This is a genomic window from Mesorhizobium sp. WSM4904 (assembly GCF_029674545.1).
Lineage (GTDB): Bacteria > Pseudomonadota > Alphaproteobacteria > Rhizobiales > Rhizobiaceae > Mesorhizobium.
In genome coordinates, this window is sequence record NZ_CP121354.1 from 433579 (window position 1) to 451312 (window position 17734).

Here is a 17734-nt window from a genome sequence, read left to right on the forward strand (position 1 = left end):
CATGATCGCCCCAAACCGGAACCCGCCTTGGGAAGATCGTGCTCAAACGAAAAGATGACCATGCATAAACTCGAACGTCTCCTGCGCCCGAAATCGATCGCCGTGTTCGGCGGGGCGCAGGCCGCCGCCGTCGTGGCGCAGTCGATCAAGATGGGCTTTGCCGGCGAAATCTGGCCGGTGCATCCGACCAAGGACGAGGTCGCCGGCCGCAAGGCCTACCGCTCCGTCGCCGACCTGCCCGGCGCGCCGGACGCCGCCTTTGTCGGCGTCAACCGCCATCTCACCATCGAGGTCGTCAAGGCGCTGGCCGAGCGCGGCGCAGGCGGCGCTGTATGCTTCGCGGCGGGCTTCCTCGAGACCGAAGCCTATGACGAGGACGGCGAGCGGCTGCAGGCCGAGCTCGTTGCCGCCGCCGGTGAGATGCCGATCATCGGCCCGAACTGCTACGGCCTGATCAACTATGCCGACGGCGCGCTGCTTTGGCCCGACCAGCATGGCGGCATCAGGCTGCCGGAGGGAGGCAAGGGCGTCGCCATCATCACGCAGTCGTCCAACATCGCCATCAACATGACGATGCAGAAACGAGGCCTGCCGATCGCCTTCCTGATGACGGCCGGCAACCAGGCGCAGACCGGCCTCTCCGAAATGGCGCTTGGCCTGATCGAGGACGAGCGCGTCACCTCGCTTGGCCTGCATATCGAGGCTTTCGATTCGGTCGCCGGCTTCGAGCGGCTGGCGGCGAGAGCCCGCGAGCTGAAAAAACCGATCATCGCCATGAAGGTCGGCCGTTCCGAACAGGCCAGGCAGGCGACGGTGTCGCACACTGCCTCGCTCGCCGGTTCCGACGCCGCCTCCGGCGCCTTCCTGAAGCGTCTCGGCATCGCGCGCGTCGATTCCATTCCGGCCTTCATCGAAGCACTGAAGCTCCTGCACATCACCGGACCTTTGCCCGGCTACAGACTGTCGTCGATGAGCTGCTCGGGCGGCGAGGCATCGGTGATGGCCGACAGCGCCGAAGGGCGCTGGGTGCATTTCCCGGCGATGACCGCCGAGCACCGCGCCCATGTCAAATCGACGCTCGGACCGCTGGTCGCGGTCGCCAATCCGCTCGACTACCACACCTTCATCTGGAACAACGAGCCGGCGATGACGGCCACCTTCACCGCCATGGTGTCGGGCGGCTTCGACCTCAACATGCTGGTGCTCGACTTCCCGCGCCCCGACCGCTGCTCCGACACCGACTGGTGGGCGACGCTGCGCGCCTTCGAGGCGGCGCTGAAGACCAACAGGGCGCAAGGCGCGATAGTCTCCTCATTGCCGGAGAACCTGCCGGAGGAATATACCGCCGGGCTGATGGCGCGCGGCATGGTGCCCTTGTTCGGCATTTCCGAGGCGATGGATGCCGCGCAGGCGGCAGCCTTCATCGGCTGGGCGTGGCGTGAGCCACAGGCGCAGCCGGTCGACACCACGGCGGCCGGCGCGACCGATGGCAAGCATATCGCCCCCGACGAGGCCGAAGCCAAGGCACGCCTGATCGAGGCCGGCCTGCCGGTGCCTAGGGGCGAGCGCGCTTTCAACGCGGTCGAGGCCGTGATCTCGTCGATGGCGCTCGGCTTCCCGGTGGCGCTGAAGGCGCTGGGCGTGACCCACAAATCGGAACTCGGCGCGGTGCGGCTCAACCTCAAGGACGCCGAATCCGTCAGCAATGCGGCGCATGACCTCCTGCCGCTCGGCACGGGGCTCTATGCCGAACGCATGGTGCGTGACGGCGTCGCCGAGCTGATCGTCGGCTTCACCCGCGACCCGATGTTCGGTGCGGTGATGACGCTGGGCACCGGCGGCGTGCTGGTCGAGCTTTTGCGCGACAGCGTGACCCTGATGTTGCCGGCGACGCGCGACGATATCGAGGCGGCATTGCGGGGGCTCAAGCTCTATCCCCTGCTCGAAGGCTATCGCGGTCGACCCAAGGCCGATGTCCAGGCCGCCATCGACGCCATCGCCGGCATTGCCGACTTCGTGCAGAAGAATGAAGGCGAGATCGAAGAGCTCGACATCAATCCGCTGATCGTCTGCGCCGAAGGCAAGGGCGCCTGGATCGCCGATGCGCTATTGGTGCTTGGAGAAAAGAAGAATGGCTGACGTCATCACCACCCGCCGCGAAGGCACCATCCTCGAAGTGACGCTCGACCGGCCGAAGGCCAATGCCATCGACCTCAAGACGTCGCGGCTGATGGGCGAGACGTTCAAGGCGTTCCGCGACGATGCCAGCTTGCGCGTCGCCATCGTCAAGACGGCCGGCGACAAGTTCTTCAGCGCCGGCTGGGACCTGAAGGCTGCCGCCGCCGGCGACGCGGTCGACGGCGACTATGGCGTCGGCGGCTTTGCCGGGCTGCAGGAACTGCGCGACCTCAACAAGCCGGTCATCGCCTGCGTCAACGGCATGGCGGTGGGCGGCGGCTTCGAGCTGGCGCTGTCCTGCGACCTGATCTACGCGTCGGACCACTCTTCCTTCGCGCTGCCCGAGATCCGCGCCGGCACGCTTGCGGATGCCGCGACGATCAAGCTGCCGAAGCGCATCCCCTATCATATCGCCATGGACCTTTTGTTCACCGGCCGCTGGATGGATGTGGCGGAAGCGCATCGCTGGGGCCTGGTCAACGAGGTGCTGCCCAAGGAGAAGCTCGAGGACCGCGTCTGGGAGATCGCGCGGCTTTTGGCCAGCGGTCCGCCGCTGGTCTTCGCCGCGATCAAGGAGACGGCGCGCGTGGCCGAGGCGCTGACCTTCCAGGATGCGATGAACAAGGTGACCCGCAGGCAGTTGCCGACGGTCGATACCCTCTATGGTTCGGAAGACAATATGGAGGGTTTCCGGGCGTTCGCGGAGAAGCGCGACCCGGTGTGGAAGGGCAGGTAGACCCGCAGACGATGGCGTTCCTTCGCACCCCCCTCTGCCCTGCCGGGCATCTCCCCCGCAAGGGGGGAGATCGGCAGCTTCGGCCGCATCGCCCTTTCTGCAATGTTGGAGATTGGCGAAAGCCTTCGCGACATCCAATCTCCCCCCTTGCGGGGGAGATGGCCGGCAGGCCAGAGGGGGGTGCCTCGCGCCGTCATCTCCAATCGATGCGGCCGGCATGACCGATTACAGAAAACTCATCGACGCCGAGACCTGGGCCTTCATCGAGAAGACCAATTCCTATTACCCGCCGGACACGATCGACTACACGATCGCCGAACAGCGGGCGATCTACGACCGGATGTGCCGGGAGTTTTTCGCCGGCTACCCGCATGGCGTGACGACGGAAACGACCGCCATCCCCACGCCGACCAACAGCATCCCGATCCGCATCTATCGCAACGCGGAACCGGACAAGGCCGCGATGGTGCTCTATGCCCATGGCGGCGGCTTCATTCTCGGCGGATTGGACAGCCATGACGATGTCTGCGCCGAACTCTGCGCCCGCACCGGCTACGAGGTGGTCTCGGTCGATTACCGTCTGGCGCCGGAACATCTCCACCCCGCCGCCTTCGACGACGTGCTTAGCGCCTTCGAATGGGCTGCCAGGACCTATGACTGCCCGGTCCTGCTCTGCGGCGACAGCGCCGGCGGCAATCTCTGCGCCGCCATTGCCCACGCGACGCGCGGTCATGTGAAGAAGCCGGCGGCCCAGCTGCTGATCTATCCCAGCCTCGGCGGCGACCGCTCCAAGGGGTCCTACGTCACGCATGCCGAGGCGCCGATGCTGACCGCACGCGATATCGAATTCTACAAGCATATTCGCACCGGCGGCGTCGACCGGACCGGCGACATCACGCTGTATCCGCTCGCCGACGCCAATTTTGCCTACCTGCCTCCGACCGTGCTGATCACCGCACAATGCGACCCGCTGTCGTCCGACGGCGAGGCTTATCGCGACCGCGTCGTCGCGGCGGGCGGCCATGCCTACTGGTTCGAGGAGCCGGGGCTGGTGCACGGCTATCTCCGGGCCCGCCATACGGTCGACCGGGCACGCGCCAGCTTCACGCGTATCGTCGAGGCGGTCTCCACGCTCGGCAAAGGCGAATGGATCTGGTGACTTTCCCGAGCGGCGAGGACAGACCTTCCGCCTCGCCCTATTCCTCGCATTGAACCTTTCCGTCTCGGGCCGCGACTGACGGCCAGGCACACCGCGATCGTGCGGACTGGAAAGGAACCCCAATGACCAGAAACCCAGAGACTCGGCGATCTCCGGGAACAACAGGAGTCCAGCGCGATCATCGCTTTCGGGAGCGGGTCGATACGCTCGGCTTCCGGCTGCTTCCGTTGACCCTGCCGGGGAGCCGGCGTATCGTGACCAAGCGGAAAACAGACAATTCTATCAGGGACGAACGAGCCGGAACGCTGCGACTTGCTTTGACTTGCGCGGCGAAAATCGGGGGTTCTTCCGACGACTTCGGGGGGAGCTCAATGTCTTGCGACCGCGGCTCGTTCGTGGCTTCTCGCGCCAGCGGTTTGCGCCGCGCCATAGTGACGGCCAGCGGAATCCTGGCGCTGGCGCTGTCCGCCAGCCTCTGGCCAAACAGCGCGGCGAAGGCCCAGGAAACGCAGATCATCTATCCCGGCTCGATGGCGGTGACCGGCTTTCCCGGCACCGTCACTCCAGATTTCGACTCCTCCGATTCGGGAAAAGGGGGCCTGCCGCCCGGCTCCGACCCGGTCGACGAAACCTTCATCGATACCTCTCAAGCCTCGTTGCGGATTTTCAATGTCTCGCGGCTCGGCGGCCCGGCTTCCGGCCAACTCGTCTACACGCCGCCGCCTTTCGAGGTGACGGCAGGCCAGGTCGGCGAGGTGTTCGGCCTCACCTATGACGACGGCGTGCGCGATGGCGTGCCATCGGGCATCCCCAATCTCTATGCCGCGGCGACCTCGCTGCACGGCATCGAGATCGTCACGCCGGACGCCGACGACGACGGCCGCCCCGAGCGGCAGCGCCGCGGCACCGCGGGCGCAGTCTTCATGGACGGCCAGTTCGGCACCGAAAACGGCGGCGGACCGGGCACGATCTGGAAGATCGACGGCATTTCGGGCGCAGTATCGAAATTCGCCGACATCGACACCAATAGCGGGCCTGGCATCGGCAACCTCGCCTTCGACCCGACCCATCGCGAGTTCTTCGCTTCGGATCTCGACACCGGCCTGATCCATCGCATCGACGTCGACGGCAATCTGATCGACACGTTCGACCATGGCGTTGCCGGACGTCCGGCGCATGGGCTGGCCCCGGTCGCCGACGACGGGGCCGTGATGGACATCCAGGCCGCCGCCTTCGACAGCGAAGACCCCGACACCTGGGGTTATACGCAGGATGCGCGCCGCGTCTGGGCTGTCGCCTATCATGGCGGCCGGCTTTACTATTCCGTCGGCGAGAAAGCCGAAATCTGGTCGATCGGCATTGCGAGCGACGGAAGCTTTGCCGGCGATCCGCGCTGGGAGCTGACGGTCAAGGCCGGCCAGGACTACGCCGTCACCGACATCGCCTTCGACAACAAGGGCTTCATGTACCTCGCCCAGCGCGGCCCGGCGGAAAACCGCTACGACTACGGCCGCTTCGCCGATTCCGGCAAAGGCGAGGTCATCCGCTACCAGCACGAGGATCCGGACGATCCGGCGACGGAATCGGTCTGGGTGGAAGTGCCGCAGGAATATGCGATCGGCTTCCCGCAAGGCAATCGCCAGTCGGCCGGGGGCGTCGACCTGCAATACCGCTACGATGCCGAAGGCAATCTCGACACCTCGGTTTGCACCGACACGGTCGTCAACACCGGCGACAAACTGCGCGACAATCCCGAACTTGCCGAGCGGCTCGCCGCCGGCGGGCCGCTTGCCGTGCATGGCGTGCAGCTGACGCCCAGCGCGCTGGTCAAGCCGGCTAACGTGCCGCCTTTCGGCTCATGGTTCGTCGACTTCGACGGCTATTTCGAAGACCCCGACGTCCAGGGCCATGTCGGCGACGTCAGGGTCTGGCGCCCCTGCGAGGGCCGCGCCGGCTACTACGAGGAAATCCCGGGCGGCTATCTGCCCCCGTTCTATCCGCCGGACTTCCTACCGCCCGGCAACCTGCCGCCATGTCTCGATGTCGCGGACGTGCAGTATTTCTGCACACCACGCGGCCTCCAGGCGGATCTCTATCTCCATGACCATGCCGGCTTAGGCGGCGATTCGATCAAGGCTCAGTCCAAAACGCCCGGCGTCGCGGTGACCTCACCCATGTCGCACGCTCCGGGCAAGCCCTACACGATCGACATCACCGGCCACAATCCGGGCGAGACCGTCAATGTCGGGCTCTGCTTCTACCGGAAGTCCGACCAGGACAAGGGCGGCTACTATCCTTGCTGCAAGATGACGCTGCCGCTCAGAACGCCGGACGTCAGTTGCGAAGGGAGGGACAGATGAACAGTCCCGTCCTTTCCCGCCATGCTTCGCGCAAAACCCTCATGGAGACGATCATGAAACCCCTGTCATACGCCAGGCGCGGTGCGCGCTGGCTGATGGCGGCCGGTGTCGCCGTCGCCATGATGCCGGCATTGCCGGCGCTCGCCCAAGACAAGGCTCCTGCCGCCAATCCAGAACCCGCCCTTGCACAGCACGGCATCAATCCGGAGCTCGCACGAATCGTGCCGTTCTTCACCAAGAGAGGCGGCCAGAGAGGCTGTGATTCCGTCGAATATGTCCTGAGCTTCGGCATCCACGGTGATCCACAGGACTTCGACCGACCAAGCGTGGCGGCGCTGCTGAAAGCGACGCGGCTCGACTTCAAGGACCAGCTTCCGCACGGCTTGCAGATCGTCAGCGTCGATGTCGCCGGCGACGGCACCAGCGCCTCCGGCGGACCGCTGCCCGCTGCTGCGATCGGCACATCGGCCGACCCGAACGATACGGCGAGCGTCACCAACTTCCGGATCAGCGCTTCCAACCTCGACGGCGCCGGCGCCGCGAATGAACGCGTCATCACCTTCCGTATCACGGCCAAGATAGACCATGCCGCCTTTCCCGCGCCGGCGACGGCCGATAACCAGGGCCTGATCGAAGTGGCCTTCAGGGGTGGTCCGGCAACCACGATCCCGTCGCAGGATCCGGACAAGCCCGACGACGGCGATTTCCTCACCGGCGTCAAGACCTCGATCAAGATCGACCTGACCAAGTGCAACCCGCCGCCTCCGGCCAAGGAATGCTTCAAGGTCGAGCGCGGCACGGTCGACTGCGTGCCCGGCGGCGGCGCCTTCATCTACCACATGCCGGTCGGGCCGGAGATGGGCGGCAAATGGGTGCAGGTGTCGACGACGACACCCGGCATCACCATCGTGCCCGACACGCAGCAGGTGCCTGCCGGCGGCGGCGTGCTGAACTGGAAGATCATCGGCGCTTCGCCGGGCGAGGCCGTCCATCTCGTCGTCACCGGCATCGACAGCCATGCCGGGCCGAAGGAAGGCTGGGGACTTTGCTGCACGCAGGAGATCGACATCGTCATTCCGCGCGATCTCAAGTGCCCGCCTGAAAAGCAGCCCGATCTCAAGGTGGAGAAGTGGGCAGGGGTGCCGCGCTGCACGATGGCCGGCGGCTGCGACTTCACCATCACGGTCACCAATGTCGGCGATGGGCCCTACAACGGCAAGATCGTGCTCGACGAGGTGACGTTGCCGGCCGGTTCGATGCTGTCCTCGGGGCCGAACCCGCCCTGGGTCTGCGTGCCCGGAACGACGCCGACGGCCTGCACACATCCGGTCACGACACTCAATCCCGGCGCCTCCGTCGTCCTCAAGCTCGGCTTCAAGCCGGCCGGCGGCTGGCAGGGCAGCGTGCTGCGCAATTGCGCCGCCTATGACTACCAGGCCAGCGGCAAGCCGCTGTTCGGCAGCCAGCAGAACGACCGCGGCTGCGCCTCGATCCCGATCTGCCGCCGCGGCGATCGCGACCCGCAGTGCCAGCCTCCGGTCGAGAAGAAGGTCGACCTGATCCTGAAGAAGCGCGCCCGCATCCCGGTCTGCACGTCGGACGGGATCTGCACTTTCGTGATCGACATCATCAACAACGGCACCGGCACCTATCACGGGCCGCTGACGGTGATCGACACCTATCCAGGCGGCGCGCCGACCTCATCGACCTTCGGGCCGAGCCCGCCTTGGACCTGCGGGCCGAACGGCCCCGGCCAGTTCCGCTGCGACAATGCCGGCATCTCCCTACCTCCCGCCGCCTCGACGCCGATCGTGGTCAAGGCGGTGATGCCGGCAAACTACCGGCCGGACATGGTCGAGAACTGCGCCGAGGTGAAGGCCATTCCCGGCGAAGCCGACCTCGCCAACAACAAGGCCTGCGCGACCGAGCGCATCCGCCATCCGAATGGCGGCCAGCCCGGCCTGCGCATCACCAAGACGTGCGGCGCCTCGCTTGCCGGCGCGGCTTCGGTTTCCTGCCGCATCACCGTCAGCAATGCCGGCACGGCTGCTCCCACCGGCCCGGTGCGGGTCGACGATGCCGCCGCGCTGGTGTCGGGTGGCGCGCCGGTCGCGATCCAGACCATCGCCCCGGACGGCGCGGAGTGGGCCTGCGGGCCGGCGCCCGCCAACACGGTGTCGTGCCAGCTTCCCGGCGCCGTCATGACGCCTGGAACCAGCCGGCACTTCGACGTGACGGTGAGCGGCAATGGCGAATTCGAGAACTGCGCGCGCGGCTCCTATGGGCCGGCGCCGGGTGACGACATCGTCTATCCGATCGGCCAGGCCTGCGCCAAGGGCGGCGGTACCTCGACGCTGCGTGTCGAGAAGACCGGCGACAGCGAATGCCAGCCGGGCCAACCCTGCTCGTTCGAGATCACCATCACGAACGACGGGCCGAACGCCTTCTCCGGCCCGGTTCGCATTGGCGATGCGATCGGCCTGGACGGCATAGGCCGCCTGGAAGGTGTCCAGATTACCTCTGTCGACCCGCCCTTCGGCTGCTCGCCGGAGCCGGCGACGCTGCCGGCATCCTGCATCGCCAACCTGACGCTCAGCGCCGGCGAAAGCCACACGCACCATGTCACCGTGATCCTTCCCGACGATGCGCGGCTTGCCAATCTGCAGGGCACGGTCAGCGGACAGAACTGCGTCGGCGTGCTGTCGCCGAACACGCCGGTGCAAAGCGGTGGCGACGTGCTGTCGCCTGCCCCAACCAACGGGCAGGTCGACCGCGGCAAGGCCTATGCCTGCCACCCCTTCACCATCAGGCGTGAGGTGAAGAACCTGTGCTCGAACGGCATGGTGCTGAACGCGGCCGGACGCTGCACCTGCCCGGATGGCACCAGCTTCCGCAATGGCCAGTGCAGTTCCGGCGGCGGCAAGCTGCAACCGCTGCCGGTGCCGCCGCGCTGCGTGCTGCTCAAGGGCCAGGTCCGCACCGAGGACGGGCGCTGCGTCTGCCCGCGCGGCACGGAGCTAGAAAACGGCAAGTGCGTGCAAAGCGAGCAGCCGCAGGAGCCGCAATGCACGCTGCGTCCCGGCCAATACCGCGACCAGGACGGCAATTGCGTGTGCCGGCGCGGCGAGCTGGTGAACGGCGTCTGCCAGGTCATCCCGCCGAAATGCACGATCCGCGGTGCGGTGCCGACGGCGAACGGCTGCGTCTGCCCCGACGGCACGCATCTCGACCGGGCGGCCAAGGCCTGTATGCCCGACCGGCAGCCGCCCAGCCAATGCCGCATCCGCGGCCAGGTGCGCAATGCCGACGGCGACTGCGTCTGCCCGAAGGGGACGGAGGTGCGGGGCAAGGTCTGCGCGCCGGTCAGGAAGCCGCAAACCTGCTCCATCCGCGGCCAGGTCCTCAACAAACGCGGCGCCTGTGTATGCCCGCGTGGCACCGAGGTGATAGAAGGCAGGTGCGGCACGTTCGAAGACGCTGAATGCGCACCGGGCTCGCAGATGATCGGCGGCATTTGCCAGCCGATCATCAGGCGGCGCTGCCCGGTCGGGACGACCGGACGGTATCCGGACTGCTTCCCGATCCGCAGGCGGCCGGGCGTGGAGATCGGTCCGGACCTGCTGCTCAATCCGAACATCCTGCAGCAGCTGGTTCCGCAGCGCCAGCCGAGGCGGGTGCTGCAGGACCCGGCAGGCGCAAACATCCAGAATTTCAAGCCGTAACTTCCGATGGCTGAAGACAAAGACCCGCCGGAGCAATCCGGCGGGTCCTTCTTTCCCGCGCCGGAGCTGCGTTCCCGTACGCCCGCCGACCGATGCGGAAAACATGCTTCCCCTTGACCAGACGATGGTCTAGGCAGACGCGCAAGGAAGGCGCGCAACCCAGCGCGCCGACGTGGATGCCGGGAGAGGCCTTTCATGAGCAAGAAGACCCTGATCGCGCCATCGGTGCTGGCGTCGGATTTCTCCAAGCTCGGCGATGAGGTCGAGGCGGTCGCGGCGGCCGGGGCCGACTGGATCCATCTCGATGTCATGGACGGTCACTTCGTGCCCAACATCACCTTCGGCCCGCCGGTGATCAAGGCGATCCGCAATCGCACGAAGGCCTTTTTCGACTGCCATCTGATGATTGCGCCGGCCGATCCCTACCTGGCCCCCTTCGCCGAGGCCGGCTGCGACGGCATGACCGTGCACGCCGAGGCCGGCCCGCATCTCGACCGCTCGCTGCAGACGATAAAAGGCCTCGGCAAGAAGGCCGGCGTCTCGCTCAACCCGGCGACCCCGGAAACGGCGATCGAATATGTGCTCGACCGGCTCGACCTCATCCTGATCATGACCGTCAATCCAGGCTTCGGCGGGCAGGCGTTCATCCCGGCGATCGTCGACAAGGTGAGACGGGTGAAGGCGTTGATCGGCAACCGCCCGATCCGCATCGAGATCGACGGCGGCGTCTCGCCGGAAACGGCACCGCTGGTGACGGCCGCCGGCGCCGACGTGCTGGTGGCGGGGGCGGCGATCTTCAAGGGCGGCACGGTCGAAGCCTATCGGGCAAATATCGAGGCAATCCGTTCAGCAGCTGACAAAGCCGCCAATTGAAGACATCGACAGCTTATTTCCAGCAAAAGCCGCAGCGCTGCTGAACGCCTGTTCAATATACCGAGTTATATCAAGCCGCCCAACAACGTCAGCTTTTTCCGGCTGATTTTTATTTCTTAAAGTCGAATATCGCCACCTTCCGCTTTTAGGCGGCAGTGCCCGGCTGTATGATACATGTACGGAGATTGCTTCGCCGATGGGCCCTGACAAAACAGGGGCAAGCAATGGGAGTTCGATTGACATACGGAAACGCCGATACGGGCGAAGGCAAGGGTGCCAAGAGCACGCTGGCCAGCTCGGTGTATCATCAACTCCGCGAGGACCTGCTGCGCGGAGCCCTGGAGGCCGAGGGCAAGCTGCGCGTCGAATGGGTCGTTTCCCGCTATGGCGCCGGCGCGTCGCCGGTGCGCGAGGCGCTCAACCGCCTTGCCGCCGAAGGCTTGCTTGGCCGCCATGACCAGCGCGGCTTCTTCCTGATGCCGGTGAGCGCGGCCGAGCTGGAGGAGCTCACCCGCACCCGCTGCTGGCTGGAAGAACGCGCCTTGCGCGAATCCATCGCGCATCGCACGGCCGAATGGGAAGAGCAGCTGGTATTGGCCCTGCACCGCCTGGCGCGCGCCGAGCGCCGCCAGCCCGACGATCCGGCAACCAACAATCCGGAATGGGAGACGCTGCACCGCGCCTTCCATCGCGCGCTGATTTCGGCATGCCGGTCGCATTGGCTGATCGGCTTTTGCGATCAGCTTTCCGACCAGGCCTCCCGCTACCGGCTGATCTCGCAGCGCGGCCCCGGCTCCGAACGCGACGACCTTGGCGAACACCGCACGATTGCCGAGCGGACGCTGGACGGCGATGCCGACGGCGCGGTCGAGGCCCTGCTCAATCACTACCGGCTGACGGCCGAGATGTGCATGGCGCGCCTCAACCGGGGCTACGATCAGAGAGCCGGTTCAGCCAAGGCCTCACGCGGCCGCAGATAGCTGCCCGTGCGGGCGGCCGTTACGCACTCTTCCTGGAATTGCCCTGGCCGGCAAATCTGATATTCGCTCTGGCGAGCATTCGACGCCAGAGGACGACATGGCCAACCATCTGTTCGACGCCTTTCGGGCCAGCATGCCGGCACCCGGTCGCCTGCTGATGGAGACGGACGACGGGCGTTCGATCTCCTATGGCGACATGCTGGCACGATCCGCGCAATTGGCGCACGCGCTGGTGCAGGCGGGCGTCCACCCTGGCGATCGGGTCGCCGTGCAGGTGGAGAAGACGCCGGAAGCCTTGCTCCTCTATCTCGCGTCCTTACGCACCGGTGCCGTCTTCCTGCCGCTCAACACCGCCTACACGCTGCCGGAGCTCGACTATTTCTTCCGCGACGCGGAACCGCGGCTGGTCGTCTGCGATCCCGAAAAAGCGTCGGATATCGAGGCGCTTGCCGCGGCGGCGGGAGCCGCAACGCTGACGCTTGGCCGCGACGGGCGGGGCACGCTCGCGGATGGCGCCGCGCTGCAGGCGGCGGATTTTGCGGATGTGGCGCGCGGCCCGGACGATCTTGCCGCCATCCTTTACACTTCCGGCACGACCGGCCGCTCCAAGGGCGCCATGCTCAGCCACGAGAACCTCGCCTCGAACGCGCGCGTGCTGGTGGAGCACTGGCGCTTCGACGCCGACGACGTGCTGATCCACGCGCTGCCGATCTTCCACACGCATGGCCTGTTCGTCGCCACCAACGTCATCCTGATGGCTGGCGCCAAAATGCTGTTCGAACGGAGGTTCGATCCTGGCCGTGTCATTTTGCTTTTGCCTCGCGCCACCGCGCTGATGGGCGTGCCGACTTTCTATGTGCGTCTCCTGCAGCAGGACGGGCTGACGAGAGATGCGGCGAGCCACATGCGGCTGTTCATCTCAGGCTCGGCGCCGCTGCTTGCCGAAACGCACAACGCCTGGCGAGAGCGCACCGGGCACGCCATCCTCGAACGCTACGGCATGACCGAGACCAACATGAACACGTCCAACCCCTATGACGGCGAGCGGCGCGCCGGCACGGTCGGTTTTCCCTTGCCCGGCGTATCCTTGCGCATCACCGATCCCGAGACGGCCGAGCCGCTGGCCCAGGGCGCGATCGGAATGATCGAGGTGAAGGGGCCGAACGTCTTTGCCGGCTATTGGCGGATGCCGGAGAAGACCAAGGCCGAGTTCCGCAGCGACGGTTTCTTCATCACCGGCGATCTCGGGCTGATCGATGCCGACGGCTATGTCCACATCGTCGGCCGCGGCAAGGACCTGATCATCTCGGGCGGCTATAACGTCTACCCGAAGGAAATCGAGAGTGAGATCGACGCGCTTGCCGGCGTCAGCGAAAGCGCCGTGATCGGCGTCGCCCATCCGGACTTCGGCGAAGGGGTCACGGCGGTGGTGGTACGCAAGCCGGGATCGGCGATCAGCGCCGCCGATATCGCCGCCGCCATCGCCGGGCGGCTGGCGAAATACAAGCATCCGAAGCAGGTGATCTTCGTCGACGAATTGCCCCGCAACACGATGGGCAAGGTGCAGAAGAATGTTTTGCGCGAGGCCTATAAGGATATCTATGCCAAAGCCGGCTAATAATACTGCGTCGTCATCCTAGGGCGAAGCAAGGAGCGAAGCGACGCGCGCAGACCTAGGATCCATGCCGTTACGCTAAGGCGTTGTAGCGGTTGCAGAATTCTGCACCGTTGCGCTCTACGGCAGAGGTTGCGGCATGGATCCTCGGGTCAAGCCCGAGGATGACGAAGGAATAGGCCTATGCTGCGAAAACCTTCTCGCCGCCGATCCAGACATTCCTGACATCCAGCTCCGCCGACAGACCAACAATGTCTGCCGCCGTGCCGTTGGCGAAGCGGCCGAGGCGGTGCGCTTGGCCGATCGCTTCGGCGGGATAGAGCGAGGCCATGCGCAGGGCCTCGTCGAGATCGAGCCCGACGACGCGATGGACGAAGCGCACGGCCGAAATCATGTCGAGGTCGGCGCCGGCCAGCGTGCCGTCGGCGAGCCTGAGACTCCCGTCCTTGCGGTAGATGGTGCGACCGTTGAGGGTGAAGGAGGTCATGTCGGTGCCGATCGTCGCCATGGCGTCGGTGACCAAAAGGATCTTACCCGGCCCCTTTTTGGCATTGAGCGCTAGCGTCATCGTGCCGGGATGGACATGGATGCCGTCGGCGATGATGCCGGCGTAGAGACCGCCTGTGTCGATGGCCGCTCCGGCCAATCCGGGCTCGCGATTGCCGATCTGGCTCATGGCGTTGAAGAGATGGGTAACGACCGAGGCACCCGCTTCGGCGAAGGCCGTTGCCGTGGCGTAGTCGGTGTCGGAATGGCCGAGGCTGACGATGATGCCGGCCCCGGCGAGCACCGTGACGCGGGCCGGCTCGACCGATTCCGGCGCAATCGTGGTGAGCAGCACCGGCAGATCCCGGCGCGCGGCGATCAGCGCCGCCTGGTCGGCATCCGTCATCGGCCGGATGAGGGCCGGATCATGCGCGCCCTTGCGCGCTATGGACAGATGCGGGCCTTCGAGATGCAGGCCTAGGAAACCCTGAACTTTCTTCCGCGCAGCCTCGGCGCCGACGGCGACGGCCGCGGCGGTGATCGCCGGCGTGTCGGTGATCAGCGTCGGCAGCAGCGCCGTGGTGCCGAACGGCGCATGCGCCCGGCAGATGGTCTCGATCGAGGCGACATCGGGATGATCATTGAGCATGACGCCGCCGCCGCCATTGACCTGGATGTCGACGAAGCCGGGAGCCAGCAGGCCGCCGCCAGTCTCGACCAAGGATACGCCGGACGGAATGGCGCCAGTGGGCAGAATGGCTTCGACCATGCCGTCCTTGACGACGAGCGCCGCATCGTCATGCCAGTCGGCGCCATCGAAGATGCGGGCGCCAGTGAGGGCGAAACGGTCGCTCATACGGTTTCCGTCACCTTGCGCAGGTTACGCGGCATGTCCGGGTCGAGGCCGCGATGGCGAGCGAAGGCCTCGACGAAGCCGTAGAAGGACACGATCAGCGGCAGCGGGTCGGTCAGCGGGTGGCCTGTCGCCACATGCGGCAGCAGCCTGGCGCTCTTTGCCTTGTCGGAAGTCACGAAAGCAGCGGCGCCCTTGGCCGCCACGCTGTCGGCGGCCTCGGCCACCGAAGGCTCCGAGGCGTCACGGGCGGCGAGCGCCAGGACCGGGAAACCCGGTCCGACCAGCGCCAGCGGCCCATGCATGACCTCGGCTGCGCTGTAGGCCTCGGCGTGCATGGCGCAGGTCTCCTTGAACTTCAGCGCCGCCTCGCTGGCGATTGCGAAGGACGGGCCACGGCCGAGGATGAACAGCGACTGCGGGGCCTCGAGTGCCGAGGCGAGCGCCATCCAGTCGCAAGCGATGGCCTTTTCGAAATGTTCGGGCAGGCGGGCAAGCGCTGAAAGCAGCGCCTGATCGCCAGTGCTGTGCGCCATCAGCGCCAGGGCGGCCACGGCCGAATTGACGAAGGTCTTGGTGGCCGCGACACTGCGCTCCGGCCCGGCGAGAATGTCGATGGCGTAGTCCGAGGCGCGCGCCAGCGGCGAGTCGGCCGTGTTGGTGATGGCGACGGTCAGCGCGCCGCCGACCCTCGCCGTTTCGGCCATGGCGACGATGTCCGGGCTTTTGCCCGACTGCGAGATCGCCAGGCAAGCCGAGCCGCGGAGTCTGAGCTTCGCGCCGTAGATGGAAGCGATCGACGGGCCGACCGAGGCGACTGCGAGGCCGGCCGTCAGTTCCACGGCATATTTCGTGAACGTGGCGGCATGGTCGGACGAGCCACGCGCCACGGTGACGACGAAACTCGGATCGCGCTCGCGAAGGCCGCGGCCGGCCTCGGCCAGCGCCTTGGCCGAGCCATCCAGCAGGCGGGCGGTGGCCGCCGGGATCTCCTCGATCTCGCGCCGCATGTGAGTGGTGGCTGCGCTCATGGCCGGATCTCCTCTCCCGGCCCGGTCAGCCGGAGTTCCGCGACAAAGTCATAGGCGTCGCCCCGATAGATCGAGCGGGTGAACTCGATCACCTTGCCGCTCGCCAGATAGGAAATACGTTCGATGTGCAGGCCGGCAACCCCCGGCGGCACTTCGAGCAGGCGCGCGTCGGCGTCGCCGAGATTGGCGGCCGAGATGCGCTGCACCGCCCGCACCGGGCGGTTGCCGGTCAGTTCCAGCGCCGCGTAGAGCGAGGAGCCTATCGCCTCGGGATCGGGAAGGACGCTGGCCGAGAGCGCGGCGCGCTCGATCGCCAGCGGCGTGTCGTTGGCGATGCGCAGGCGCGCCACACGCGCCACCAGCTCGTTCGACGACAGACCGAGCACCATCATCTCGTCCGGAGAAGGCGCATAGAGGCCGCGGTCGAGCCAGGCCGAGCGCACGACCATGCCGCGGCGCGCCATGTCCTCGGTGAAGGAGGTGAGCCTTGACAGCGACTGCTCGACACGCTCCATGCGCGGCGCGACGAAGGTGCCGGAGCCATGGCGCTGGACGAGGATGCCGCCCTTGACCAGATCCTGCACCGCCTTGCGCACGGTGACGCGCGAGATGTCGGCCTTGCTGGCGATGTCGCGCTCGGAGGGCAGCGCGTCGCCAGGGCCGATCAGACCGCGATTGACCGCTTCCTCGATGCTCTTTCTGAGCTGCAGGTAGAGCGGCGCGCCGCTCTGCGAGGACTCTTTGAGCATGGCGAAGATCTGGTCGGCGGCGCTCATCGGCCATCCCCCGATTTGCCGGCGAAGATGCGTACGGCCATCTGCACCGCGCCGCCGAGTGCGTCGTCGAGCGGGGCCTTCAGTAGCGCCTGAAAGCGCGCCGACAGGCGCGGCGCATAAAGCGGCGCCAGGCCGCCGAGCAGGCACAGCGGCGCATCATCGGCGAGATCGAGCGCGCCGAGTGAGGCTTCGACATCGGCAACCGCCCTGTCGAGGATAAAGTTGGCGACGAGGTCGCCCTTGGCGGCATGCTCGAAGACCTTGGGCGCGAAACCGCCGAAGTCGCCGGGCTTGGCATTGGTGGTGAACTCGACCACGTCCTCGGGATTGTTGCGGAACACGGCGAGCATGGCGTCTGTCAAAGGTGAGCCGGGGCGGATGCCGTCATAGGCAAGCAGCGTCTGCTCGAGCAGGTCGCGGCCGATGCGGGCGCCGCTGCCCTGGTCGCCGACCTGGAAGCCCCAGCCGCCGATGGCGCGCGACTTGCCGTTCTTGCGCGCCATATAGGCGGTGCCGGTGCCGAGGATCGCCATGGCGCCGTCGCCGGACCCGACAGCCCCTTCGAGCGCGATCTCGGCATCGGTCTCGACGCGGCTCTTGCTGAAGGGCAGGACCGCTTCCAGCTGCTGCCTGTAGGTGCCGACATTGGCGCCGGCGAGGCCGAGAATGGCAGGCGTCTCGGGGATCAGCTCCGGATCCTGGCCGGCGGCGAGAAAAGCCTGCCTTGCCGCCTCGACGATGTTGGCACGCGCGCCGGTGAGGTCGGTGCGGATGTTGGCCGCGCCGCTTTTGGCGCGCCCGACGACGTTGCCGTCGACGGTCGCAAGGGCCGCCCTGCAGCTGGTGCCGCCGCCATCGATGCCAAGCACGAATTTCACGCGATTTCTCCTCGCGCCGAATAATACCAATAAAATACCAATAGCCAAGCGTTAATTTCGGTTCAAAAAAGATTAAGGGGTATTTGA

12 protein-coding genes are annotated in these 17734 nt (G+C 66.4%); 8 read left to right on the forward strand and 4 right to left on the reverse strand.

What is annotated here, in order from left to right; all coding sequences use genetic code 11:
- The first annotated feature begins 60 nt into the window (after positions 1 to 60).
- From QAZ47_RS02005 to QAZ47_RS02040, 8 genes are all read left to right on the forward strand, one after another.
- A complete protein-coding gene (locus tag QAZ47_RS02005) occupies positions 61 to 2139 on the forward strand; it encodes an acetate--CoA ligase family protein (protein ID WP_278232330.1) in 2079 nt (692 codons plus the stop codon).
- Complete coding sequence (locus QAZ47_RS02010; protein WP_278205314.1) at positions 2132 to 2914, forward strand: carnitinyl-CoA dehydratase; 783 nt, start codon at positions 2132 to 2134, stop codon at positions 2912 to 2914. The genes QAZ47_RS02005 and QAZ47_RS02010 overlap by 8 nt, the downstream gene beginning before the upstream one ends.
- Before the next feature lie 217 nt (positions 2915 to 3131).
- Positions 3132 to 4073, forward strand: coding sequence for an alpha/beta hydrolase (locus QAZ47_RS02015; protein WP_278232331.1), 942 nt, complete (start codon positions 3132 to 3134; stop codon positions 4071 to 4073).
- 371 nt (positions 4074 to 4444) lie between these two features.
- Positions 4445 to 6433: a hypothetical protein gene (locus tag QAZ47_RS02020; protein WP_278232332.1), complete on the forward strand. Its 1989-nt coding sequence runs from the start codon at positions 4445 to 4447 to the stop codon at positions 6431 to 6433.
- Positions 6430 to 10155: a hypothetical protein gene (locus tag QAZ47_RS02025; RefSeq protein WP_278232333.1), complete on the forward strand. Its 3726-nt coding sequence runs from the start codon at positions 6430 to 6432 to the stop codon at positions 10153 to 10155. Before QAZ47_RS02020 ends, QAZ47_RS02025 begins: the two co-directional genes overlap by 4 nt.
- Before the next feature lie 195 nt (positions 10156 to 10350).
- Positions 10351 to 11028, forward strand: a complete 678-nt coding sequence (gene rpe / locus QAZ47_RS02030; protein WP_278232334.1) for a ribulose-phosphate 3-epimerase — start codon at positions 10351 to 10353, stop codon at positions 11026 to 11028.
- Between the two features lie 236 nt (positions 11029 to 11264).
- On the forward strand, positions 11265 to 12008 hold the full coding sequence (locus QAZ47_RS02035; protein ID WP_278205320.1) for a GntR family transcriptional regulator: 744 nt from the start codon (positions 11265 to 11267) through the stop codon (positions 12006 to 12008).
- A 97-nt stretch (positions 12009 to 12105) separates the two neighbouring features.
- Positions 12106 to 13626, forward strand: coding sequence for a malonyl-CoA synthase (locus QAZ47_RS02040; RefSeq protein WP_278232335.1), 1521 nt, complete (start codon positions 12106 to 12108; stop codon positions 13624 to 13626).
- Positions 13627 to 13804: 178 nt separating this feature from the next.
- Here QAZ47_RS02040 and nagA read toward each other — a convergent pair whose 3' ends face one another.
- Genes nagA through QAZ47_RS02060 form a run of 4 tightly spaced genes read right to left on the reverse strand, consistent with a single transcriptional unit; the run spans position 13805 to position 17647 of the window.
- On the reverse strand, positions 13805 to 14965 hold the full coding sequence (gene nagA / locus QAZ47_RS02045) for an N-acetylglucosamine-6-phosphate deacetylase (RefSeq protein ID WP_278232336.1): 1161 nt from the start codon (positions 14963 to 14965) through the stop codon (positions 13805 to 13807).
- Positions 14962 to 15993 carry an SIS domain-containing protein gene (locus QAZ47_RS02050; protein ID WP_278232337.1) on the reverse strand — a complete coding sequence of 344 codons (1032 nt, stop codon included), beginning with the start codon at positions 15991 to 15993 and terminating at the stop codon, positions 14962 to 14964. Before QAZ47_RS02050 ends, nagA begins: the two co-directional genes overlap by 4 nt.
- Positions 15990 to 16769, reverse strand: coding sequence for a GntR family transcriptional regulator (locus QAZ47_RS02055; RefSeq protein WP_278075080.1), 780 nt, complete (start codon positions 16767 to 16769; stop codon positions 15990 to 15992). The genes QAZ47_RS02050 and QAZ47_RS02055 overlap by 4 nt, the downstream gene beginning before the upstream one ends.
- Positions 16766 to 17647, reverse strand: a complete 882-nt coding sequence (locus QAZ47_RS02060; RefSeq protein ID WP_278232338.1) for an N-acetylglucosamine kinase — start codon at positions 17645 to 17647, stop codon at positions 16766 to 16768. The genes QAZ47_RS02055 and QAZ47_RS02060 overlap by 4 nt, the downstream gene beginning before the upstream one ends.
- Positions 17648 to 17734 lie beyond the last annotated feature (87 nt).

What these genes read in the sequence shown, in the direction of transcription:
- rpe (WP_278232334.1), top strand. Translation starts at nt 10,351, where the DNA reads ATGAGCAAGAAGACCCTGATCGCGCCATCGGTGCTGGCGTCGGATTTC.
- QAZ47_RS02015 (WP_278232331.1), top strand. Translation starts at nt 3,132, where the DNA reads ATGACCGATTACAGAAAACTCATCGACGCCGAGACCTGGGCCTTCATC.
- QAZ47_RS02010 (WP_278205314.1), top strand. Translation starts at nt 2,132, where the DNA reads ATGGCTGACGTCATCACCACCCGCCGCGAAGGCACCATCCTCGAAGTG.
- QAZ47_RS02005 (WP_278232330.1), top strand. Translation starts at nt 61, where the DNA reads ATGCATAAACTCGAACGTCTCCTGCGCCCGAAATCGATCGCCGTGTTC.
- QAZ47_RS02025 (WP_278232333.1), top strand. Translation starts at nt 6,430, where the DNA reads ATGAACAGTCCCGTCCTTTCCCGCCATGCTTCGCGCAAAACCCTCATG.
- nagA (WP_278232336.1), bottom strand. Translation starts at nt 14,965, where the DNA reads ATGAGCGACCGTTTCGCCCTCACTGGCGCCCGCATCTTCGATGGCGCC.
- QAZ47_RS02040 (WP_278232335.1), top strand. Translation starts at nt 12,106, where the DNA reads ATGGCCAACCATCTGTTCGACGCCTTTCGGGCCAGCATGCCGGCACCC.
- QAZ47_RS02055 (WP_278075080.1), bottom strand. Translation starts at nt 16,769, where the DNA reads ATGAGCGCCGCCGACCAGATCTTCGCCATGCTCAAAGAGTCCTCGCAG.
- QAZ47_RS02050 (WP_278232337.1), bottom strand. Translation starts at nt 15,993, where the DNA reads ATGAGCGCAGCCACCACTCACATGCGGCGCGAGATCGAGGAGATCCCG.
- QAZ47_RS02020 (WP_278232332.1), top strand. Translation starts at nt 4,445, where the DNA reads ATGTCTTGCGACCGCGGCTCGTTCGTGGCTTCTCGCGCCAGCGGTTTG.